The organism is Vibrio kyushuensis (assembly GCF_050337325.1).
GTDB classification, from domain to species: Bacteria; Pseudomonadota; Gammaproteobacteria; order Enterobacterales; family Vibrionaceae; genus Vibrio; species Vibrio kyushuensis.
In genome coordinates, this window is record NZ_JAKJSV010000002.1 from 241851 (window position 1) to 264313 (window position 22463).

23 protein-coding genes are annotated in these 22463 nt (G+C 41.3%); 7 read left to right on the forward strand and 16 right to left on the reverse strand.

Annotated elements, in window-relative coordinates; genetic code table 11:
• Positions 1 to 21: 21 nt before the first annotated feature.
• Genes L4D20_RS01095 through L4D20_RS01135 form a run of 9 tightly spaced genes read right to left on the reverse strand, consistent with a single transcriptional unit; the run spans position 22 to position 7808 of the window.
• Positions 22 to 1554 (reverse strand): HAL/PAL/TAL family ammonia-lyase, encoded by a 1533-nt coding sequence (locus L4D20_RS01095; protein ID WP_428799718.1) that lies wholly within the window; start codon positions 1552 to 1554, stop codon positions 22 to 24.
• Complete coding sequence (locus tag L4D20_RS01100; protein ID WP_428799719.1) at positions 1544 to 3295, reverse strand: glycosyltransferase family 2 protein; 1752 nt, start codon at positions 3293 to 3295, stop codon at positions 1544 to 1546. Before L4D20_RS01100 ends, L4D20_RS01095 begins: the two co-directional genes overlap by 11 nt.
• Positions 3288 to 3656 (reverse strand): ApeI family dehydratase, encoded by a 369-nt coding sequence (locus L4D20_RS01105; RefSeq protein WP_428799720.1) that lies wholly within the window; start codon positions 3654 to 3656, stop codon positions 3288 to 3290. Before L4D20_RS01105 ends, L4D20_RS01100 begins: the two co-directional genes overlap by 8 nt.
• Before the next feature lie 59 nt (positions 3657 to 3715).
• The gene (locus L4D20_RS01110) at positions 3716 to 5140 is read right to left on the reverse strand and encodes an AMP-binding protein (protein WP_428799721.1); all 1425 of its coding nucleotides are present in this window, start codon (positions 5138 to 5140) and stop codon (positions 3716 to 3718) included.
• 44 nt (positions 5141 to 5184) lie between these two features.
• Positions 5185 to 5766, reverse strand: a complete 582-nt coding sequence (locus L4D20_RS01115; RefSeq protein ID WP_428799722.1) for a COG4648 family protein — start codon at positions 5764 to 5766, stop codon at positions 5185 to 5187.
• Positions 5766 to 6023: an acyl carrier protein gene (locus L4D20_RS01120; RefSeq protein ID WP_428799723.1), complete on the reverse strand. Its 258-nt coding sequence runs from the start codon at positions 6021 to 6023 to the stop codon at positions 5766 to 5768. The genes L4D20_RS01115 and L4D20_RS01120 overlap by 1 nt, the downstream gene beginning before the upstream one ends.
• Positions 6024 to 6041: 18 nt before the next feature.
• The gene (locus tag L4D20_RS01125) at positions 6042 to 6299 is read right to left on the reverse strand and encodes a phosphopantetheine-binding protein (RefSeq protein ID WP_428799724.1); all 258 of its coding nucleotides are present in this window, start codon (positions 6297 to 6299) and stop codon (positions 6042 to 6044) included.
• A 16-nt stretch (positions 6300 to 6315) separates the two neighbouring features.
• Complete coding sequence (locus L4D20_RS01130; RefSeq protein WP_428799725.1) at positions 6316 to 7092, reverse strand: lysophospholipid acyltransferase family protein; 777 nt, start codon at positions 7090 to 7092, stop codon at positions 6316 to 6318.
• Complete coding sequence (locus L4D20_RS01135; protein WP_428799726.1) at positions 7074 to 7808, reverse strand: beta-ketoacyl synthase chain length factor; 735 nt, start codon at positions 7806 to 7808, stop codon at positions 7074 to 7076. Before L4D20_RS01135 ends, L4D20_RS01130 begins: the two co-directional genes overlap by 19 nt.
• Positions 7809 to 7897: 89 nt before the next feature.
• Here L4D20_RS01135 and L4D20_RS01140 point away from each other — a divergent pair, with 89 nt between their 5' ends.
• The 3 genes from L4D20_RS01140 to L4D20_RS01150 are packed head-to-tail and all read left to right on the forward strand — an operon-like array spanning position 7898 to position 10645.
• Positions 7898 to 8290, forward strand: a complete 393-nt coding sequence (locus tag L4D20_RS01140; protein ID WP_428799727.1) for a hypothetical protein — start codon at positions 7898 to 7900, stop codon at positions 8288 to 8290.
• A gap of 24 nt (positions 8291 to 8314) precedes the next feature.
• Positions 8315 to 9385 carry a class I SAM-dependent methyltransferase gene (locus L4D20_RS01145; RefSeq protein ID WP_428799728.1) on the forward strand — a complete coding sequence of 357 codons (1071 nt, stop codon included), beginning with the start codon at positions 8315 to 8317 and terminating at the stop codon, positions 9383 to 9385.
• A 15-nt stretch (positions 9386 to 9400) separates the two neighbouring features.
• Complete coding sequence (locus L4D20_RS01150) at positions 9401 to 10645, forward strand: NAD(P)/FAD-dependent oxidoreductase (RefSeq protein WP_428800728.1); 1245 nt, start codon at positions 9401 to 9403, stop codon at positions 10643 to 10645.
• Positions 10646 to 10765: 120 nt separating this feature from the next.
• Here the strand turns inward: L4D20_RS01150 and L4D20_RS01155 are convergent, their stop codons facing one another.
• The 3 genes from L4D20_RS01155 to L4D20_RS01165 form a co-directional block, all read right to left on the reverse strand.
• Positions 10766 to 11434 carry an START domain-containing protein gene (locus L4D20_RS01155; RefSeq protein WP_428799729.1) on the reverse strand — a complete coding sequence of 223 codons (669 nt, stop codon included), beginning with the start codon at positions 11432 to 11434 and terminating at the stop codon, positions 10766 to 10768.
• Positions 11435 to 11451: 17 nt separating this feature from the next.
• Positions 11452 to 12477: an acyltransferase gene (locus L4D20_RS01160; protein WP_428800729.1), complete on the reverse strand. Its 1026-nt coding sequence runs from the start codon at positions 12475 to 12477 to the stop codon at positions 11452 to 11454.
• A gap of 178 nt (positions 12478 to 12655) precedes the next feature.
• Entirely contained in the window at positions 12656 to 13612 is a 957-nt protein-coding gene (locus L4D20_RS01165) for an AEC family transporter (RefSeq protein ID WP_428799730.1), read from the reverse strand.
• A gap of 121 nt (positions 13613 to 13733) precedes the next feature.
• Between L4D20_RS01165 and L4D20_RS01170 the strand changes: the two genes are divergently transcribed.
• The 3 genes from L4D20_RS01170 to L4D20_RS01180 all read left to right on the forward strand — a co-directional run bounded on the left by L4D20_RS01170 (position 13734) and on the right by L4D20_RS01180 (position 16849).
• Positions 13734 to 14333 (forward strand): TetR/AcrR family transcriptional regulator, encoded by a 600-nt coding sequence (locus L4D20_RS01170; RefSeq protein WP_428799731.1) that lies wholly within the window; start codon positions 13734 to 13736, stop codon positions 14331 to 14333.
• 79 nt (positions 14334 to 14412) lie between these two features.
• Positions 14413 to 15267, forward strand: a complete 855-nt coding sequence (locus tag L4D20_RS01175) for an alpha/beta hydrolase (RefSeq protein WP_428799732.1) — start codon at positions 14413 to 14415, stop codon at positions 15265 to 15267.
• 193 nt (positions 15268 to 15460) lie between these two features.
• A complete protein-coding gene (locus L4D20_RS01180) occupies positions 15461 to 16849 on the forward strand; it encodes an SLC13 family permease (RefSeq protein WP_428799733.1) in 1389 nt (462 codons plus the stop codon).
• Between the two features lie 79 nt (positions 16850 to 16928).
• Here the strand turns inward: L4D20_RS01180 and L4D20_RS01185 are convergent, their stop codons facing one another.
• The 3 genes from L4D20_RS01185 to tnaA form a co-directional block, all read right to left on the reverse strand.
• On the reverse strand, positions 16929 to 17144 hold the full coding sequence (locus tag L4D20_RS01185; protein ID WP_428799734.1) for a hypothetical protein: 216 nt from the start codon (positions 17142 to 17144) through the stop codon (positions 16929 to 16931).
• A 228-nt stretch (positions 17145 to 17372) separates the two neighbouring features.
• The gene (locus L4D20_RS01190) at positions 17373 to 18626 is read right to left on the reverse strand and encodes an aromatic amino acid transporter (protein ID WP_428799735.1); all 1254 of its coding nucleotides are present in this window, start codon (positions 18624 to 18626) and stop codon (positions 17373 to 17375) included.
• Positions 18627 to 18744: 118 nt separating this feature from the next.
• Positions 18745 to 20208 (reverse strand): tryptophanase, encoded by a 1464-nt coding sequence (gene tnaA, locus L4D20_RS01195; RefSeq protein WP_428799736.1) that lies wholly within the window; start codon positions 20206 to 20208, stop codon positions 18745 to 18747.
• 808 nt (positions 20209 to 21016) lie between these two features.
• Here tnaA and L4D20_RS01200 point away from each other — a divergent pair.
• Positions 21017 to 21709, forward strand: a complete 693-nt coding sequence (locus L4D20_RS01200) for a DNA-3-methyladenine glycosylase I (protein WP_428799737.1) — start codon at positions 21017 to 21019, stop codon at positions 21707 to 21709.
• Positions 21710 to 21811: 102 nt separating this feature from the next.
• Here the strand turns inward: L4D20_RS01200 and L4D20_RS01205 are convergent, their stop codons facing one another.
• The gene (locus L4D20_RS01205; protein ID WP_428799738.1) at positions 21812 to 22342 is read right to left on the reverse strand and encodes a GNAT family N-acetyltransferase; all 531 of its coding nucleotides are present in this window, start codon (positions 22340 to 22342) and stop codon (positions 21812 to 21814) included.
• Between the last annotated feature and the right edge of the window lie 121 nt (positions 22343 to 22463).

Genomic DNA, 22463 nt, shown 5'->3' on the forward strand with positions numbered 1-22463 from the left:
TTATCCCTAGTACCTTATTTTCTAATACAGCGGCCAATGACGATTTTGGATTTGGCTGATAAAGTGTCGCAGATCATTTTCTAGCGGACGGTCTTCATTTACAAATTCAAACTCTTCAAGAACAGCGTCGCGAATCATCTTCAGGTTATCACTCATATGATGCTCATCAAGCTCATTGTGACGTTTACGAATTTCGATCGCTTGAGTACTTGCTAGTAGAGACGCCGCCGCAACTTGTTCTGTGAGCTCAAGAACACGTAAACAATCACGAGCTGCGATGGTCCCCATACTTACTTTGTCTTGATTATGACACTCTGTAGAACGAGAAAAAACGCTTGCAGGCATGGTGTGTTTTAGTGCTTCTGCTGTCCACGCTGAAATACCGATCTGCACAGCTTTAAAACCATGGTTGATAGGCTTTCTGTCACCTTGAGCACCGGTTAAGTTAAATGGTAAACCGTTATTGAACTTGTAATCCATTAATTGCGCCATCTGTCGATCAAGAAGATCAGCAAGATTTGCAATGCCAGTTTTTAACGTATCCATGGCCATAGCAATATGACCACCATAGAAATGACCACCATGAAGAACCCGCTCATTATCACCATCGATTATAGGGTTGTCGTTGGCGCTGTTAAGCTCATTTTCAATCATTTGACGTAGCCAAGGTAGGGTGTCTTGAACAACGCCTATAACATGGGGTGCACAACGCAACGAGTAGCGGTCTTGTAGGCGGTCACTATTACGTGGCGGTCTTTCTGCTTTAAGATCATCTCGAAGCCATGCAGCAACTTGCTGTTGACCTGGGTGAGGTTTGACGGCAAATAGAGCTTCATCAAAGTGGAAATCATTACCGTGAATACCAACAGATACCATCGCGGTGATTTTAGTACACAACTGAGTGAGGTATTCCGCACGGCTGTATGCAAGACAGGCAAGGGCTGTCATTACAGATGTGCCGTTCATTAGAGCCAAACCTTCTTTTGGTTTCAGCTTAATCGGTTCGATGTTGAGTTCTGCAAACACATCGCTTGTAGGTCGAAGCTCTCCTTTATAAAAAACCTCTCGCTCACCGATTAACGTCGCCGCTAAATAAGATAGAGGGGTAAGATCGCCGCTTGCACCCACAGAACCTTCTTGAGGGATTCTAGGTGAAATGTCTTGATTGATCAGGGTGATAATCTGATTTAGTAGATCATGCGTAACGCCTGAAACGCCTTGAGATAATGAACAAAGGCGAGTGGCAAGCACAGCGCGTGATTGCTCATGGCTAAGAACTTCACCCAAACCACAGCCGTGAAAGCGAGTCAGGTGCAAAGGAAGTTCATCAACTAAGTTAGGTGGAATTGCCACGGTACACGAGTCACCGTAGCCGGTGGTTACGCCGTAAATGACACCTTCATCTTTAAGTAAGCGTTCAAGAAAAGCGACGCCACGGTCAATCTTTGCATTAAATTCTTCGGATTGGTTAATTGTTGCCTTTGCACCTTGAGAGATAGCAACAACATCTTCAATCGTAAGGCGATCTTCGCCAAAAGTGATACTATTTTTCATTTTTTCCGTCATCTTGCTGCTTACTTAAAGTCCAAAAATTAAAGAAGTTATACCACTGTAAAGGAGCTTTAAGTGTGTAATGTTCTAGTCGTTCGGCGTAGCGCTGTACTGTTTGCTGTAAAGCTGCCTGCCTCTCTTTTCGGGGTAATGCTATCTTGTCACTAAAGTGTTCAAAATAGACGTTAAAGTGTGGTTCTTTGCGGCTATCGTCACGCAATCCAAATAATAAAAAGACCGGTGCTTTCAATATTGAGGCAAGTACAAATGGTCCTTGAGGAAACGGCGCGGCTTTGCCAAGAAAGTCTGCCCAAATAGAGCGGCTTTCTTTGCTGGTAGAAGTTCTGTCACCAACAATCACTATCCATTCACCTTGCTCTATTTTCTGTTCAAGCAATATCGCAATATCAGGCCCCATATGAGTGACTTGTATAAGGTTGAGATCTGAGTTTGGGTTCACCGCTTTCATCACGCTATTAAAACGCTCTGCATGCTCAGTAAAGACCAACGCATTGATTTTAATATGGGAGTGGCGGCGACTCATAGCACGACATAACTCAATATTGCCTAAATGAGACCCAAGCAGAATTATGCCTTGTTTATTCTTGATGATGTCATCAAATTGCTCTTGGCCATGCACGGTTAAGTTCTTAGGTGAAAAGTCACCTTTCCACGCTGCGAGTTTATCGAGTAGCGTATGGCCAAATGAGAGTAGGTGCTGGTAACTATTAAGATTGACGGGCAGTTCTAGGCCTTGCTCTTTCGCGTACTGATTCAGAGTCTCTAAGTACTGTTGTGACGCTTGTTTAGTCTGCTTGCCCGTAAGATGGTAATAGCGCATCACGACAGTCAAAAATAGATTGAAAACTTTTCGCCCCATAATGCTGTAAATCGTAAGTAATAGCTTTATTCCTAAAACTGTTCCTCTCTCTTGCTGTTTTGACCAATGCTTTTGAGTTGACGGTTGAGTGACTAAAGGTTCACTTTCTGATGATTGGTTTTTTGAAGAACGAAAATGACGTGCAATCAATTTTGGTATGCGCGGCAGCATGCCAAAGAAGAGCTTAGTGTGCATCTTGCTGATTTTGATGTTGTCATGAAGCGCATCAAAGTGGGAAATCCCACCTTCAGGGTAGATAACGTTAGTCTCAACAAAATCTATATCAATACCATCCCAATACATACGGACAAGTATTTCAGTATCGAAATCCATTCGAGTGCCAATGTTGTATTTGGCCAAAACAGCAGAAGTTTCCTGAATGGGATAGGCGCGAAAACCACACATGCTGTCTTTAATACTGAAAGAAAGGGTCTCAATCCAAACCCAGACATGAGTTAGGTAGCGCCCGTACAGACGAGCTTTCGGTACACTATCATCATAAATAGGTCGGCCTGATATGAGCCTTTGTGGCTGATCTTTCGATAATGTGATTAATTTTGGGAGTGCATTGATATCGTGCTGACCATCAGCGTCAATCTGAATGGCATGACTAAAGGCCATTTGATGAATGGCTTCGATCCCCGCCATAACAGCGCCACCTTTTCCTTGGTTAACATCAAGGGTGACAAGGTGAATGTTATCTTGCTCTGAAAGCAACAATAGCGCCTCTTTTGTTTCTAGATCACTGCCGTCATCAACTAGCATGACGGGTAAGTTAAACTCAGCTAGTGATTTTACAACCTGAGCGATAGTTGAGCCGTGGTTATAGCAAGGGATTAAAAAACAAGGAGAATAGCTACTCACTTGGTGCTCCAAGTTTCATCTTTCCTGTTGAGTGGACTACTTCCAAATCATCACGTATCGACGTGTATTTAAATGCGAGCTTTTGCTTGTCGTCATCCCAAGTTAGCGACAAACATACAGTAGCGTCGGGCAAAATGGGTTCTTGAAACTTAATCACTTCCATTCCTTTAAAGGCAGTCGGCGTGGAAAGATGCTTGATAGCATAATACAGTGCCCAATCGATTTGGGTTACGCCTGGTAGCAGAGGAAAATGCTGGAAATGACCAGAGAAATCCAAAATATCAGCGCTTACTTTAAAAGTAACCGTTGCCGATGGGTATTGGATCTCTGTATTCAAAATGGTTGGTTTTCTTTTTGCCATAATATCTTTTGAAAATAATGAATTGATTATAAAACAGCGAGCTTGCGTATTGTTTATCGCTATTCAAATAGTGTCTCTATCTGAGCAACAAGCCGTTTTCCTTGGCTATTTAAAGGGATCTCGTTAAGAATTCTAAAGCGTTTAGGTATTGAGATTGGTTCTAACCAATGACGTAGCTCAGAACGTAGCAATATCCAAAATTTACCCTTACCAATTTCAGTTAGCTTTTGCACACCGCTTTCCGTCAGTACAATCGCCGCGACTAAGGTTAAACGTGCACTCTCTTGGACTGGAACCACTGCACTTTCCTCGATCCATTGTAATTGTTCAAGCCGTTTCTCTACTTCTACCAGTGAAACTCGCTTTTCTTCAATTTTTACAACTCGATCGGAGCGGCCTTTCAGTAAAAACTGGCCATTACCTACCATCTCACATTGATCCGTTGTTTGATACCAGCGTGAGATATCGATGTAGGGTGACTTAAGCCTTAAACACCCTTCAGAGTTGAGTTCAGCATCAATGGCAGGAAACAACTGCCAAGGCTGTTCTTGAGTTTCTTGACGTCTGAAAGCAATACCACCTGTTTCGGTACTGCCAAATACTTCGACCGGATAATTGCTGAGTAGTTGCTTAGAGGTTTGTGCTGCTTTGTATGGCAGTGGTCCCCCTGAGGAGAAAACCATTCTACAAGTCGTTGCTTGTTGATTTGAGAGTCGCTTCAGTAAGGCTGGGCTAGATACGAGTAAAGTATCATTATTACTATGGGATATAACCTGTTCAGGGTATTCCAGGTTGATGGTATTAAATGCACGTCCTGCACATAGAGGCCATAAAACTCGAAATAGTAGCCCATAAATATGCTGATGAGAGACGGTACTTTCAATAACACAGCTGGCTAATTGCGGCCCCCATTGCTGTTCTAAAACATTAATCTCAGTGTCGAGCTGTTTCAGTGTCTTATTAATCGCTTTAGGCTGACCACTAGAGCCTGAGGTAAATAAAATGATCAATACGTAATCAAGTTTAAGTGGTTCAAAACTAGCAAGCTTGTCTTTTGAGTGAACCGCTAAGCTAGGCTCTAAGAGAGTGGCGGGAAGTAGCACCTGCCTTATGTTTGCACCGTTGTTCTCATTTGAGGCTGTGTTATCTAAAGAGTGAGCGATGTTTGAGTCACAAAGCAGTAGTTCGAATTGAGATGAAAGCTCGGCAAGCGCGCTTGACTGATAATTACCAGGAAGAACAATCGTTTTACCAGAATGGCAAAGAGCAAAGAAACCGACAGTAAATTGATAAGTATCTGTTGAGCACAAAGCTACTTTTTGAGCTTGGAGTCCATTAAGGTTGAGAACCAGTTGGTTTACGTCATGACGAAATTGAGTCCATGTCCAGGTATGCTCTGAAGAAAAAGCAACAGAATGGCTGTGACTGCGTGTTGCATTCATTAACTGACGTAAAGAGCAAAACAGCTCACTATTTTTAGTCATTTTACCAAACTTCCTTGAAGGCGATTTCAATATCAGCCATTCGGTTATAAACCTTTCTCTAGAGACTCATGTTTTTTTCGTACCATTAATCTTACGATCCACTCAATGGCAAAAAGCGCTCCAATTAACAGATAACTAATCAAACCGTTATAGAGAGTCCAAACTTCAATACTCTGAAAACAGGTATATAAAGCAATGGAAGCATTAATAACAAAAAACACACACCAGACCTTGGTTACTTTACGAGTATAAATAACACCGTGCACTGGAAGATCGGGTTCTTGCAGTCGAGCTAATCGCTCTATGATGGTTTGTGGCTGTTTCAGGCTATGGAAGAAAAGCGCCAACATACATAGATTCACAATCACGGGGTAAAATGTTAACCATCCGTATTGCTTAAAGATAATGCCAAATATCGTTAAACAAACGCCAGTTAACCCTGTAACCCATGCGATTTGTTTAAGTTCTTTTAGTTTTGCTTTACTGGCAGACATAATTCTTATCGCGAATAGTACAATAAGAATTATGCCAATTATCTGAATACCGAACTGTTCAATGCCGAAATAGACGGCGAAAGGGTAGGCAAGCAGCGTAATTGCAGACAAAGCTGTCAGCAATTTTTGCATTAGGCGCCTTTTAAAAGCTCTGTTACTGACTCAACGATGTCGTTGACGGTACGAACTGATTTGAATTCATCGGGCTTAATTTTCTTACCTGTCACATTTTGTAAATGGACCACGAGATCAACAGCGTCAATGCTGTCTAAATCGAGATCTTGATATAAGTGCGCGTCAGGTTTGATATCCGCTTCATCGATTTCAAAAAGTTCAACAAGTGCATCTTTTACTTGTTCAAAAACGTGTTCTTGGTTTACATCTGTCATAACGGTATCTATTTCTTATTAATTGGTTTTAGTCGAAATAAAATCAGCTAGATTTGCGACTGATGAAAAGTACTGGCGAGTATTAGAGTCGTCAGCATCAATAACGAAATTGTACTTTTTCTTAATTGCTAAACCAAGCTCTAAAGCATCAATGGAATCAAGCCCTAGGCCATCTCCAAACAAAGGTGCATTAGTCTCAATATCATCGATAGAAATATCTTCTAAATTAAGGGCATCGATGATGAGTTGTTTGATTTCGTTTTGTAGTACTTCCATTTGCACCTACTTAAATTTATATGTTCTTGGGAAAAATTGCGGTGGCTAAATATTTGTTTAACTTTCTGGCCGCCAAAGTCGCATTACTAGTTTGCTCTATAAAGGGTTCAACCTCAACTTTACCTTTTATTTCTACGTGAAAAAAAGGCTTTGTTTTTGGAACTTGATACCACTTTTTCTCTTTTGTTAAAAAGCTAGGTGTCACTGATATGTGAATAATACGCATATCTCGCCCGGTTCTCACTGCAATTTGTGCCGCGCCACGCTGTAACTTAGTTTCTTCATTTGATCGTGTACGCGTACCCTCAGGGAAAACGAGCAGAACATTTCCTTGCTCAAATTTTTGCTGACACTGTTCGACTAAGTCTTCTGGTGCTTCGTTGGGAATATAGCCCGCAGCCTTCACAACATGCTTCATGAACATATTTGACCATATCGCTGACTTGACTAGGCAGTCACATTGCTTGAGCTGTGAGGCAATTAACACGTAATCAATAAGGCTTGGATGGTTGGCAATGATCAAACAATGTTTGTCATCAGCTAAGTTCTCTGCCCCGACAATTTGATAGTCGATGGCACCTGTGAACTTCATGAGTCGACAGAATAGATCAAAACTTTGTTGAATAAGGTGCTGAACGTGGCGTTCCTGTTGTGAACTGTCACGATTAAAAAGGTGGATAAGTGGGATAAATACAAAGCTGAGAAAAAGCCCTCCAATGCCAAAAATTGAAAAGCAAAATCCGGTTGCAAATACTCGCCAGTATTGATTCAGTTTTATAAAAATCGCGTCCATTTCCATCCTTGTAGATCGCCGTTTAACTGCCACTCCGTGTGGTCTTGAATGTAGTGCTGTAAGAAGTCGAGACCCTGCGGCAATAACGAGGTTGCTGGTACGTGCTCGACGGTCGTTGACTTAATTGAAATCGAATTACCATGGCTTATAATGAGACCAAGACTGTAACCTTGATACTCTTCTTTCTCATATTGCTGATACACCTCTGGGACAGGCTCATCAAAATCAATCACTAGAACCTTATGAGTCGGGTTCTCTTCGAGGTAAAGCCAAGCATCGACAATGGCACTTTGAAAAGTATTACGTCCTGCCGCAATAGATGTCGCAGGAATCGTTTTTTTTGTGGCAATTGTCGTTAATCCTGCGGCGGTATTATGCACCGATTGGGAAAACGCCATCGGAGATGCTTCTTCACCTTGAACAATATCTTTAATAAGCGTAGCACTGCGGTGTAGCTCACCGTGTCGGCTTGCGAAAACTAAGTAGTCCACGTCATGTTTTTCTAGCAACTCCAAAGCCGTTTGCAGTGCCAATTTGCTAAGAGTGCTCATCCGACGGCGCATCATGGGCGGAATATGATTGACGTCTGCTTTGCCGTCTTGTGGCCATATGTTATTAATGGCCCATTGTTGCCACTGTTTTTTTTGATTCAACCCTGCTGACTGTGCAAAGTAGTCAACAACATTAAATGAGGCTATTTGAGTTTCATTTGACATAAGATATTGATTTGTTGCCTTACTGGCTAAATACTAGGGGCCACAATACTATGTGGTTATCAATACTATGTTAATGACAAGGACGAGTTATGAAAACAACTAAAATTATTATTTCCCTATTTTTAACGCTTCTTTTAGTGGGTTGTGGTCGAGTTCAACCTATTATGAATATTGAAGACACACCTGTTGCATATGAGATGAATAATCAACAAGTTAAAACGGTTATTCTAGAAGCCGCCATGAAACGTGGTTGGGTGATTAAAGAAGTAGCTAACAGCAAGATAACAGCAACTGTTGACGTTCGCTCACATTCAGCGACGATTGAGATCCCATACACTAACAAGTACTACTCAATTCTTTACGTCGATTCGAATAATTTAAAAGCAGATGATCAGAATATCCACAGAAGCTACAACAAATGGGTCTCAACCTTAAATCGTGATATTCAACAAAAATTGGCTCTTTTAGCCGCTTCTCAATAATCATTTAATCAATTAGGTTCAAACGTGTTAGATCAAAAAATTGACCCATTCAATGCTCTTGAAGCAAAAACTGAAGCTCAAAAACTGGCGTTCGCGCCAATCGTATTCCAAACCGCGAGAACGTTACGTGATTTGGGCATATTGGCCGCGATAGATGAAGCAGGAAGTCAGGGACTTAACGCAGAACAAATAGTTGCAGCAACTGGTGTGTCCGAGTACGGCGTAAAAGTACTGTTAGACATGGCAATAAGTGCCCACATAGTATTATGGGATGACACCAATTACTCGTTGGCAAACCTTGGGTTCTTTTTACTTCATGATGGCATGACCAACGCAAACATGGATTTCACAGCTGACGTTTGCTACGCAGCAATGATGCACCTAACAGAGTCAATTGAAGAGGGTAAACCGGCTGGCCTTAAAGAGTTAGGAGACTGGGAAACCATATATCAAGGCTTATCTCGCTTACCTGAAAAAGCCAAAGATAGCTGGTTTAAGTTCGACCACTTCTATTCGGACCGCTCGTTTCCTGTTTTGCTACAAGAAGTATTTACCTCTATGCCCAAACACATTGTTGATATTGGTGGTAACACAGGTAAGTGGGCGATGCAGTGTTGTCAGCATGATGAAGACGTTCAAATTACGATAGTTGATTTACCGCAGCAGCTAGAGATGGCTATGAAAAATGCGGAGAAGCATGGCTTTTCTAAGCGTGTGACTCCTTACCCTGCCAATATGCTTGATAAAAAGCAGAGCCTTCCGGAAAGTGCAGACGTTTGGTGGATGAGCCAGTTCTTAGACTGTTTTTCGCCAATGGAAATCTTGAGTATCTTGAAGCGTGTAAGAGCGCAGTTAAAACCCGATTCAACGGTATACATCTTGGAGCTATTTTGGGATGCGCAGAAATATGACGCAGCAGCGTTTAGTCTGAATGCCACTTCACTCTATTTTACCTGCCTAGCAAATGGAAATAGCCGTTTCTATCGCAGTGAAGATTTCTTAGAAATAGTTGAAGAGGCTGATCTCGAGGTTGTTGAACGTACTGATAACATAGGCTTGGGACATACATTGCTGCAGCTGAAAGCGAAATCTTAATCTGAGGCTATTATGATGGAAAGACAATCTGCTCAAGTTGTTATTGTTGGTGCTGGTCCATCGGGTTCTATTGCCGCCGCATTGTTGCTTAAACAAGGCATAGAAGCGGTTGTTATAGAGAAGGCTTTGTTTCCTCGATTCTCTATTGGAGAAAGCTTGCTGCCTGCTTGTATGGAAGTGATCGAAAAAGCAGGAATGAAGGCGGATGTAGAGGCTGCGAAATTTCAGTATAAGGATGGCGCAGCTTTTCGTTGTAATGGCCAATACACCGAGTTTGATTTTCAAGATAAGTTCACTGACGGTCCATGCACCACCTTTCAAGTTCAACGCGGTAATTTCGATAAAATATTGGCAGATTCAGCGCAAAAGCAGGGGATCGAGATCCGCTATCAACACGAACTCAAAAATATCGAGTTCGATTCCAGCGGTGCTGTATTAGATATATTAGTTGAAGATGGACTTCAATATCAAATACATGCTCAGTATGTGCTTGATGCGAGTGGTTTTGGACGCGTGCTACCCAAGTTATTGGATCTAGAAACACCATCATGCTTACCACCAAGAAAGGCTCTGTTTACTCACATCGTCGATAATATCGATGCTAGTCTTCATCCTCAGTATGATCGAAATAAAATTCTAGTCTCTGTCCACCCACAAAATCCAGACGTATGGTATTGGCTTATTCCTTTCTCAAACGGGGTGTGTTCATTTGGTATTGTGGGTGAGCCTAGCTTTTTTGCAAGCTACCCTCAAGACTCGATAGAAGCGATTCAAGCCTTAATCGGGGAAGAACCATTTCTAGCGTCATTACTAGCTCGAGCTGAGTTCCCGAATGCTATCGGCGAACTGAACGGCTATTCGGCTAACGTTAAACATTTAGCGACCAAATACTATGCTCTATTAGGTAATGCAGGGGAGTTTTTAGACCCTGTATTTTCATCCGGTGTCACTATTGCGATGAAGTCTGCCGAGCTAGCGACGCAATGTGTTGTCCGTCAGTTAAATGGCGAAGACATTGATTGGGAGAAGGAGTATGCAGCACCTTTGATGCTCGGTGTTGATGCATTTCGTACGTATGTTGAAGGTTGGTACAACGGGTCACTGCAAGATGTGATATTCCATCAAAATCCAAACGCTCGAATCAAACAGATGATATGCGCTATTTTGGCTGGCTACGCTTGGGATGAAAGTAACCCTTACGTGAAAGAGTCTGAGCGCCGATTAAGCCGTTTAGCGGAATTCGTGCGGTTAGATACGTAATTGTTTAGAGAGTGAAGCTTGTAAATTGAAAGGATATTAATCGAATTAATATCCTTTTTGATTTTAGGTGGCTTAGGAGCTGACTAGTTATAAAACGAAGTAGCTTATGAACTGGCTAACTTAAGGGGATGAAGTAGAAAAAGTGAGCAAAGCGGTTTCATTGCTGTTGATGTTTGGATGGGCAATATTTTGATATTCTGCGATTTCAGTTCTGAGCCCTTTAAACGTATTCAATGCGCTATCAATCGCAAGTTTATTGACCAACCAATCAGGTAATATCCCCGATGGATTTGCAAATGCGACATATTCAATATGTGTGGCGCCATTAGTTAGCTTCTCTAGCTTCCATAGCGCATTTACATCAGTGATCCTTATATAGCTGGGCTGTGTTGCTAGCATGCTTGGTGCATCTTTGATTAAAAGAACAAAAGCACCATCTTGGAAGTAGTAACGAGAGTAGGTCACCATGTCTCTATCTAATGCGGGCCAAGGTGCTTTAAACTGAGTGTATACGATGTTCTCATTTGGGCTAATCTGATGTAGAACTTGGCTTTTTTCGACGTTATCAATCCAAGCTGGAACTCGCTTAGTATCCTCTAACAAGAGTAAAAAAGCAGAATAATTTGTTGTGATGAACATTTGCGCGCGGATTTCAATTAACCCATCACTATGGGGGCGCGTATGTATTGTTATACCATCTTCGGTCTTTGCAAATTGCCAATTAACCTCTGGTGCAGAAAAAGTGAAAGTAGAGAAACAAAAGGAGAAAACCAAAAACAGTGTTCGCATGATTTTCTCCATAACCGTTACCGAAATAAGATTTTGTTTAATGGTGTTCTTTCTAATCCTAGAACTAAGATTGCAGTAAGTAAAACAGTGCCTAACCATACAGTTACGTCTTTCCAACCAAATGTTAATTCATAGAAACCTGCAACGTTAAGCATGACGATTATGACAAGCATATGGCTAACATAAATAGAAAGAACTCGTTTTGAGAGTGCAAATACAAGCGGCGAGTTTCCTAACGTCGGTTTTGATAATAACCATAAAAAGCAACAAACGGTCCAGATAGCTGTCCCTAACAAGAAATCATTGGCATTAAATGTTTGCCCTAATTGATGCAGATTCCACGCTTCACCCATATGTAAGAATAAACCAAACAGGGTTAACGCGAGTGCTTTCGAGCTACTAATGGCGATATTATTTTGGCGAATGGTGAAACCAATAGCGACCATTAGGGTTGCAAAGAAAGGTCCATTTCGAGTAAAAAATGGAGGCTCAAGGTCGGTGATGATTTGATAGCTTCCAGCAAGTAAACCATATGAATACAATACGACAGCAACAGGAATGATCAGATTCGCTTGTTTACTTTGTAGTAAAAAAGCCATGATTGCGACAGCGCTTATTAGTGCAGGTATAAACCATAAATGAACCAGCCCACCTTCAAGAAAAGAGTTTAGTGGTGAGCCCATTAAATAGTTCCAATAGCCAGAACGTTCAGCTATATAGCCATGCTCCATTAGCACCCCTAGATTAAAAGGCATTGCTAGGCTTAATACACTCCAAACTAGCCATATTTTGAGAAGAGGCTTGGAATATGCTTTTAGAGTTTCATAGGGTGACGCTAGGAGCTTTGGTTGAATTAGGTAGCCAGAGATTAGAAAAAAGAGTGGTACGGCGAATCGGGTGGATTGATTAAATATGTATCCAAACCATGATTCTCCATCTATTAGCCAATAACCAATAAACATTTGGCAGTGCATAGAGAGTATTGCCAACATCGCGACAACACGACCAAGCTCAATACTGGCTATTTTATTTGAAGAAGACATTTTGTTCATTTGAGTTGAATCATTTAGCTTATAAGAAGAGATAGGCTAATTTATCAATCTTCTACTTTATTACAATATCTTAGCTCTGCTTTATTGCTGTTTTGCTAGGCACTTTTCTTTTCGTTGTGCCTTTATGAAAACTTGATATCGATGGTGAATAAAAAGAACTCAAAAGGGCCTAGATCAGTTTTAGAGTTGAAAGCGCAAAAATGCCGATTGTGCAGGTAACAAGTGAAAGAACGGTTGTAAGAGCAATAATATTAGCAGCTAGAGTAGAGTTTCCTCCCATAGAGCTCGCCATTACGTAACTTGCCGCGGCCGTCGGTGCTGCGGCCATTAAGAAAATAAGCCCAAGTTCCTGACCATTAAAGCCAAATGCAATGGCTGCTAGGGTGGCTGTTATTGGAGCAAGAATCAGTTTGAAGCAAGTTGCAAACCAAGTTGGAAATTTATCGTGCTTAAGAGATTGAATATTGAGAGAGCCCCCGGTACACAATAGCGCGAGTGGTAGCGTCATATCCGCAAAATACTGCCCAGCATCAATGGCCATTTGGGGAATGGGAATTGAGAGGGAAAAGGCAATAACACCTAACAAAATCGAAATGATTAATGGATTACGTGTCAGCGTTTTGCCAATCACTTTAACCGCTTGTGCGCCAAAACCCTTATCTGTTTGTGAAAGAGCAATAACGGCTTGAATATTATATAAAACTGTCATGGAGGCGACATAGACGGCGGCAAGCGCAACGCCTGAAGCTCCATAAATATTGGCAACATAAGCTAAACCAATAATAGCTGTATTGGCGCGAAAGCTCCCTTGAATGATCACACCTTGATCTTTAGGGCTAGAGAACACTTTTTTGGTGATGATAGCTGTAATAATGAAGAATAGGGCGTTGATGACCAACCCAAAAAGTACTAAACCGCCGCTACTTACAAAATCGTGATCAGATTGAACAATACTTAGAAATAACATCGCTGGCAGGGTGACCTGAAAAACCAATTTTGAGGCGATATCAATGAAATTCTCATTGATCAATTGGATCCGCTTGAGAAACACACCTAGGAACAACATCAAGCAGATAGGGCCTGTTATGGATGCTGAAAACAGAAGTTGTTCAAAAAGAGTGTTCATGGTTTTCCTCAATATGCCACACAAGTACATTGTGCCTAGATTGGTAACGGATTAAAATTTAATTTGCAAAAAAGTACGAACGTGCTAAATATAATAGAGTGAATTAATATTGATGGTGAATATGAGTAAGGGAAGAGTTACTAAAGAACATATATTAAGCACTGCATTTGAGCTTGCGAGCGTCAATGGCTTAGAGAGCCTGACGATTGGCGAGCTGGCAAAGCAGTGTGGTATGTCAAAGAGTGGACTGTTCGCTCATTTTAACTCAAAAGATAATTTGCAGGTCGCGGTACTTGAACACGCCAATTTAATTTTTACAACACGTGTTATCGCTCCGGCTAGAGCACAGAATGATGTGAGTATTGAAAAAAAACTTACAGCGCTAATGGATAACTGGTTGAGTTGGAACCACTCTTTTCAAGGCAGTTGCATGTTTTTGGATGCTTGGAAAGATACAACTGCAGAACCGAGTGAGACACAGGTAGCCCTGAAAAAGACGATCTCTACATGGATAAACTATCTACAGATTCAAGTGGAGAAAGGTATTGAAAGCAATGAGTTCCATAAGGATTTGCAGCCAAGCCAAGCAGCCTTTGAACTGTATGGTCTCTATTTAAGTGCTCACCTTTTCTATTCGATACGAGGAGAAGAGGCCAGTTACGAGCACTTCTGGTTAGGTGTAAAGCGCCTATTCACTAGTTGGCGATCTGAAGTCGTCTAGAATAACGAGCGATTAAATTGTTTTCTTTTAATCTAAAATAGCACGGTCGTTCTATAAATGACGGCACATAGGAATGAACATGAGTGACAAAATCTATTTTAATACTTCTGCTAAGTTTAGTGTGAAACGAAGCCTGCTTAATGTGACGACTCGTTTGCATCATAGCGTTGCGCCTAAACATGCGAAAAAAGTAGCAAGGAAACTACTATTAACGCCCGTGCGAAGTCAGCCAAAAAATGCAGAACCGAAAGGTTTGATTAAAAACAAAGTCGACTGGAGTGGCGGTACGCTTGAAACTTATCAACTTGGGCAAGGGCCTGTTTGGGTGTTAAGTCACGGTTGGTCGGGAACAGCGAGTCAGTTCTTTCCTCTTATGGAACACATTGCAAGTAAGGGCTTTACAGCGCTTGCTTACGACCACCCTGCTCATGGTAAAAGTGATGGTGTTTATGGTCATATCCCTGTTTTTGTTGAGGGGCTTGAAGCAATTTTAGACAGTATTCCAAGTGAGATTGCGGGCATCGTCGCACACAGTATGGGAACGGCTTCAGCACTAGAGTGTCGCCACCGTAAATTAGAAAACCGCCCAATGCTGTTGATTGCACCTGTTCTGGACTACTTCGAGAACTTATTTGGCAGTGTTGCTCGCTCAGGGTATTCATTAAAATTATTCCAAGCGATAGTGTCGGAGATTGAAGAGCAGTATCACTATCCTATTCAGTCAGTAAATCCATATCAGAAGCTAGGCGTTAGGGAATCAAAAACAATTATCGTTCACGATGAAAAGGACAAGTTTGCTAATTTTGATGTTTCCATTCGAGCTGATAACGAATTTAATAAAGTCTCTTTAGAGATAACAAAAGGGCAGGGGCATGGAAGAGTGATGAATTGTCAGCAGGTTTTCGACAGTTTTGATTTGTTAAGCTGTGAATGAATTAATAAAACTATCGATTAAATCAGTCAAAAAAGTGATGAGTAATTTATTTTAATTCTCTAATTATTTCAGGGTGTTAACCGTATAAACCTTTCTGTTGATGTGGTTAACATCTTTATTAAACAAATTACTGAATTCGTTATTTATATGTAAGCATATTGTTGTCAAAACGCCCTTGTAAGGAATGATAACAATGAATAGAAATGACAGTGTGCCACTCCCCTCCAACACTCGTGAGTGGTTTTTAAATCGCAATAGCCTGATTATACTTTCCAACATCATTTTGTGTTTATTTATGTATAAAACACTGCCATTTGATCCTCAAGTTGTATTGGGTCTGAGTATGCTTACTTTCATCGCAATACTGTGGCTGACGGAAGCTTTACATGTCACCGTCACCGCCATATTAGTCCCAATACTGGCGGTACTATTTGGTGTTTTCGATACTCAAACCGCTCTAAATAATTTTTCTAACTCAATCATATTCCTTTTCCTTGGCGGCTTTGCTTTAGCAGCAGCAATGCACACGCAAGGGCTAGATAAAGTGATTGCTGACAAGGTATTAGTCTTAGCAAAAGGGCGTATGAGTGTTGCGGTGTTTATGCTATTTGGCGTTACAGCGGGCTTATCTATGTGGATCAGTAACACCGCAACCACAGCGATGATGCTTCCACTAGTGCTTGGTGTATTAAGTAAAGTAAACTCTGAATCGGGGCATAAAACGTATGTTTTCGTTCTTCTTGGGATTGCATATAGTGCAAGTATTGGCGGAATAGCAACTATAGTAGGCAGTCCGCCCAATGCAATTGCAGCGGTAGAGGTTGGATTAACCTTTACTGAATGGATGGCATTTGGTGTGCCTGCGGCAATGATCTTATTACCAGTCTCAATTTTGGTTCTTTATTTGGTGATCAAACCAGATTTAAAAGGGCAATTTGAACTAAACCAAGAAGCGGTCGAATGGGATAAGGGAAAGGTCGTTACATTAGCGATATTTGCTACAACCGTACTGCTTTGGATTTTTAGTAAGCCGATAAACTCGATGATAGGTGGATATGCTAAGTTTGACACCATTGTCGCTTTAGGGGCGATTGTGATGGTTAATTTCGCACGAGTTGTTCATTGGAAAGATATCGAAAAAACGGCTGATTGGGGTGTTCTGTTGTTATTTGGCGGCGGAATTTGTCTAAGTAATGTACTTAAAACAACAGGAACCAGTGTATTTCTCGCAAACGAGTTGAGCGGGCTAATTTCGCAGTTTGGGATTGTTTTAATAATCTTAGTTGTCGCTGCCTTTGTTGTATTTTTAACTGAGTTTGCCAGTAACACGGCGAGTGCTGCACTTTTAATCCCAGTTTTTGCAACGGTAGCTGAAGCCTTTGGTATGTCACCGGTTATTTTGTCGGTGTTGATTGCCGTCGCAGCGTCTTGCGCATTTATGTTACCAGTGGCTACTCCGCCGAATGCGATTGTATTTGGTTCAGGGCATATTAAGCAAAGTGAAATGATGCGGGTAGGGATTATTTTAAACGTAGTTTGTATAGGCGCATTAACACTGATCGCGATGATGTTTTGGGCGTAATTCTAAGAATGTAATGACCGTTTAGTCTATTTGTCGGCTTCTTTACTGCTTGTAAAGAAGCCGTTTTTGTATGGCTGGTTTATTTGTCTTCAGAGGTGTAGCTCGAATAGGAGCAGTAGTAGCAACCATTTGATTGAGGATATATTTTTTTAGCCGCACTTAACGCAGTACTGCAAGCTGTATGATAACCAAGTGGGTCACAATCATTTTTATTTGGGCTGTGGGTACATGTTGCGGTGTGAATTTCGTGGTCGCCATTCTCTTGCGCTTTCTTATCAACATAAAATAAACTCATAATCACCTCTGACAATTAATGTTCAACTTGTTGTGTAGCAATCCAGATTACTCCTATAAAACTATAGGAGGTAGCCGCGTGTGTGGATAGTTAGAAGGGCATCACTAGTATAAGTGACGATAGAGTAAAATTGAGATGTCGCTGCTAACAGGTGTTTGAGATTGAACTCGACAAGAAAGAGGCTGGAATATAAATGCCAACCTCTTTATAACCGTAATTATATTCTGATTAGCCTGTAAATGAAGGCAGCATTCCCACCATAGACATCAGATGAAAGAGAGCAGTGAAAATACCAAAAGCAATGACAGCAAACACCATTATATTGCCACCGGGTGCTCTAAAACCGTTATCTCCAGTCTCTGTTCTACGAGCTTTGTAGACAAGAAGTGCCGGAATGATACAAGTCCAAACTGTTGCCGCCGCGCCTGCGTAACCAATAGCAATAACAAAACCGAATGGAAATAGTAGGGAAAGAACTAGTGGAGGTAAAAAAGTCACTAACCAAGTTTTAGTCCGGTCTTGTTTAGTATCCCCAAATTTAAACAGATCGGCAAGGTAGTCAAATACGCCTAAACCAACACCGATGAACGACGAGAGTATTGCAGCCATTGAGAAAATGTTAATTGCATTCTCTACTTTTTCAGATTTTATAACTGAGTCCAATGCGGCTAGAAGGGCATCGACGTTTCCACCTTGCTCGATCACTGGGCCAAATTGCTCTCTAGGAAGGTTGCCGAAAATACTGAACAACCATAGGCAGTAAAGCCCCAGAGCAATCGCAGTGCCAAAAAGAATAGCGTGGCTCGCCTTTTTCTCTTCACCGTAGTAAGAACGCATAGAACTCACTGAGTGATGATAGCCAAAAGAAGTCAGCGCGACAGGTAACATAGCGAAGGCATAAGGGGCGTAGTTTGCATCTTTATTAGCGGTGTCAAAAAGGATCGACATATCAACTTTAGCGGCTAATCCTGATACACCAAAAACGAAGCTAAAGATCATAAAGGCGATTAATACAACAGAGATTCGATCAACTGCGCGTGTCGAGTGCCAAACAAAAGTGGAAAAGATCAAAACAAAGAGCACTGACGAGATTTTGCTACTGATCCCGAGTATATCTTGCAGAATTAAACCTGATGAGGTGATGTAAGCGTAGAGTAAAATACCACCAACAAAATAAACCATCAGGTTATTAAACATATTTACTTTTTCACCAAGGATGTCCTTGGTTACGGTATTGAATGAAGCTTTTAAATCATAGGTTTTAAATGCTTCAAGTAGCATCCAACCTGAAATCGTCATTACGATCATGGTTAAGCTGATTGCAATAATTGACCATACCGTCCAAGTTCCGGCACCCGCACTAGGAAGACCAAGCATCCCTGCACCGACACACACGCTGGCGATAATACACGCCCCTCCAATTAAAGAGGGGCTCTTATTTGTAACAGCATTGTCCACTGCTAATGTGGCGTTCTGTTCCATAAATATCCCTTTAGTTTCACGTTATTAAATTAAAGGCCCAAACCTATTCTGAAGATGGTTTTTTAGGCGGTCTATATTCAAATAGAGCCTCAAAGAGAGGCTCTATTTGAGGAAGGGGTTATGCTTCTTCTAGAACTTTATCTTCTGATTTTTGAGTAATGTTTGGCTCTACCTCTTTAAGTAAAGCGGTGAAGTGGCGCAATACTGGTGGCTCATAGGTGAACTCCAGTCCTTTTACGTTCGCCGCGTTTTCTTTCACTTTTTGGAATGCTTCGATGACGAAGTCCATGTGAGTTTGAGTGTAAGTTGCGCGTGGGATTGTTAGGCGTAGCAGTTCTGCAGGACAGGGGTGTTGCTTACCGGTAGCCGGGTCACGGCCAAGCAGTAATGAACCAATTTCTACTGCACGAATACCAGCAACTTTGTACAGTTCACAAGCCAGTGCGTGAGCTGGGAATTGACCTGCAGGAATATGTGGAAGAAGCTTTCCTGCATCAACGAATGCAGCGTGTCCTCCTGCTTGTTGGCAGACAATGCCCAAATCTTCAAGACCGTTAACAAGGTATTGAACCTGACCAATACGGTAAGCCAACCACTCTTGACGCATACCATCATAAAGGCCAACGGCTAGTCGCTCCATTGCTCCCCCTTCTAGGCCGCCATAGGTTGGGAACCCCTCTTGCACGACACACAAAGTACGGCACTCTGTGTATGCATCCATCATGGATTCGTCTTTGAAACAGAGTAGACCGCCCATTTGCACCATGGCGTCTTTCTTTGCCGACATAGCTAGTGCATCTGCATACTTGTAGGTTTCACGCGTGATCTCTTGAATGCTCCAGTCTTTGAAGCCCTCTTCGCGCTGTTGAATAAAGTAGGCATTTTCAGCGTAGCGTGCTGAATCCATGACGACAGGGATATCGTATTTCTGCGCGATTTCATACACCGCTTTCAAGTTGGCGATTGAAACAGGTTGTCCTCCAGCTGAGTTACAAGTAATCGTACTGACGATATAAGGTACGTTATTTGGCCCAGCTTCAATAATAGCGGCTTCTAACTTTTCAAGGTCAAAGTTGCCTTTGAAATCGGCATTAACGGCGGTATCAAACGCTTCTTCTGTGTAGACATTTTTGGCGACACAGCAGTTAACTTGCGTGTGCCCCTGCGTGGTGTCGAAGAAGTAGTTAGATAGTGCGACCATCTTGCTACGATCTAGTCCTTTTTCTTGTTCTCTCTTCTTAATAAGAACGGGAATATAGATTTGCTCAGCACCACGACCTTGGTGTGTTGGGATAGTATGCTCGTAACCAAAAATATCTTTAACAGCATTTGCTAGAGCGTAGTAGCTACGACTTCCGCTGTATGCCTCATCACCTCGAAGCATAGCTGCTTGCATCTCTTGGGTTATTGCTCCTGTACCGCTATCGGTTAGTAGATCAACAAAGACATCTTCACTATCTAACAAAAATGGGTTCATACCTGATTTTATAATTGCTTCTTCACGGTACTCACGCGTAGTACGTTTAACTGGTTCAATGACACGAATACGGAATGGTTCAGGAAGATGTTTAAAATCGTTCATAATAATACCTTTATATATGATTAGTGTGCTTACACACTCAACTCAATTTGTGTAATGAATTAATTTCTCATATCGTTGAATATTTATTTTTGGATGAGAAAGTCTGCACCAAATAAATATCGATGATGTGGTTAAATAGAATTAGACTAATAATTGTGACTGTAAACTTGATATGCAGAATATACTAACGCCAACACTCACATAATAAGCGAATTTTTATTAAGACGTAGCTGTTCTAGAAATCCTATAGATAGCATTACTTTGGCTAATGAAATAGAAGGTATGACCTAGCTATAACAAGAGCGTCAGTAGCAAAAAGCAATAGGTATCAAATTTAGATTGACGAAAAATCGCCGAATGAAATTATTCTGAAGAAAGAAGGAAAGATAACTGAGGATCAATAGTATACCAAGCCAACTGAGTTAGCTTCAAACGGGATTGCGCTTTAAGATACATAGTCATTTTTATGTTCCCTGTTAAAACTGCAATGTATTATTGATGAGTAAATAATAATTATAATTTATATAAATACAAATAAAATTAAAAGATATATGTGATGCATGTACAAATATTCATCACATATAAAGTGTGTACGCAAAGTTATTTCTAAAAAGTGAATGACTAAATGAACAAGGGTGACTGAAACTATATTCAGGTGAAGTGGTTGTTAATTTTAATTAGACGTAACATAAAAATAACCCCGTCTATGTTGATTGCTATCTTTGGTGTGTATATGAAAAAACTAAAGGAAAATTGGTGGAAGGTCAGGTAATCTGTTTTTTCTCTCATTATAAGTTAGTAAACATTCATGAAATACGAACCCTTTGACGACATATATTATCGTGCATCCCAACGTAAAGGGGGTGAAGCCGCACTAGAGTCATTGCTAGTTGAACCAATGAGTAATTCACAGTTGGCCACCATTTCCGATGATCGTTTCTTAGCTCAATTTACCAAGTCTATTTTTCAGTCTGGTTTTGTATGGCGAGTGATTCACAACAAGTGGCCTGCATTTGAGGAGGTGTTTTGGGAGTTTGATATCGAAAAGCTATTGTTGATGCCCGCAGATATGTTAGAGCGAAAAAGCCAAGATGTAAGAATTGTGCGCAACTTTACTAAGGTTAAAACAGTACCGGCCAACGCTCAAATGATCCGTAATATTCAAAGGGAAAATGGCAGTTTTGCTCAGTTCATCGCAAACTGGCCCGAGGAAGATATTATTGGTCTTTGGCTCTATCTCAAAAAGCATGGGCAACGCTTAGGAGGAAATACCGGGCCTTATGCATTGCGTCAATTAGGTAAAGATACCTTTATTTTGAGTAGAGATATTGAAAGCTACTTTCGAGCTCAGAACCTTATTGAGGGTGGGTTATATAGCAAACGCAGCTTAGAGGCTATCCAACGTGCTTTCAATCACTGGCAAGCTGAATCTGGCCGTAGCCTGACTGAAATTTCTCGTTTAATTGCGTATGGCGTTGGTGAGAACACCGTTCAAGCGTAATTCAGTAGTGCTCAATGTGAGCTATTGAGCACTATGTAATAGGGGAGTCGGGTACTGACATCTAGTAGAGTTATCATATGTCTAGCATCGATAAGCTTTATATCACGCCTGTCGACAGCCATAAATCGCGTGATCTAAAAGGCGATCCCCGATTTTTTCTTGATTGGTTATTATCCCCTCTAGAGTCATTCCCACTCGTTCAGCGACGGCGCGGCTAGCAAGATTATCCGTTGCTGCTGAGAGCTGTACCTTTTTCATTTCCATTTCATTAAAAGCAATATCAATCAACTGAAGAACGACTCGTGTGATGATTCCTTTTCCTTGTTCGCCTCTTGATAACCAGTAACCCACTTCTACTTTTTTAAGGCAATGGTCGATATTATTAAAGCTGCAATTACCAACGATTTTACCTTCAAAAATAATAGCGCATGTCATCGATTTTCCTTCTGCGTAGTCATGTAAAGACCGCTGAATAAACAGACGAAAATCTTGTTCAGTTTGGCAAAATGGCGGCCATGCGAGCCATTGTGATAAGTATTCAATTTGGTCATGAACAAGGTTTGCATAAGAAGTCGCAAAAGACTCCTGCACTAAGGCAATTTTTAGTTGGTCATCTATGGTGTAGGTAAACACAGTAAGGGGCTCATTCGCAGCTAGGGTTAGTTATGACGCTAGCAAACTCTCAATTATGTGACCATTAGTTTAGAGCGGAATTGTGAAAGCTGGGGGTAGATAAAAAGCATGAAGGTGAAAG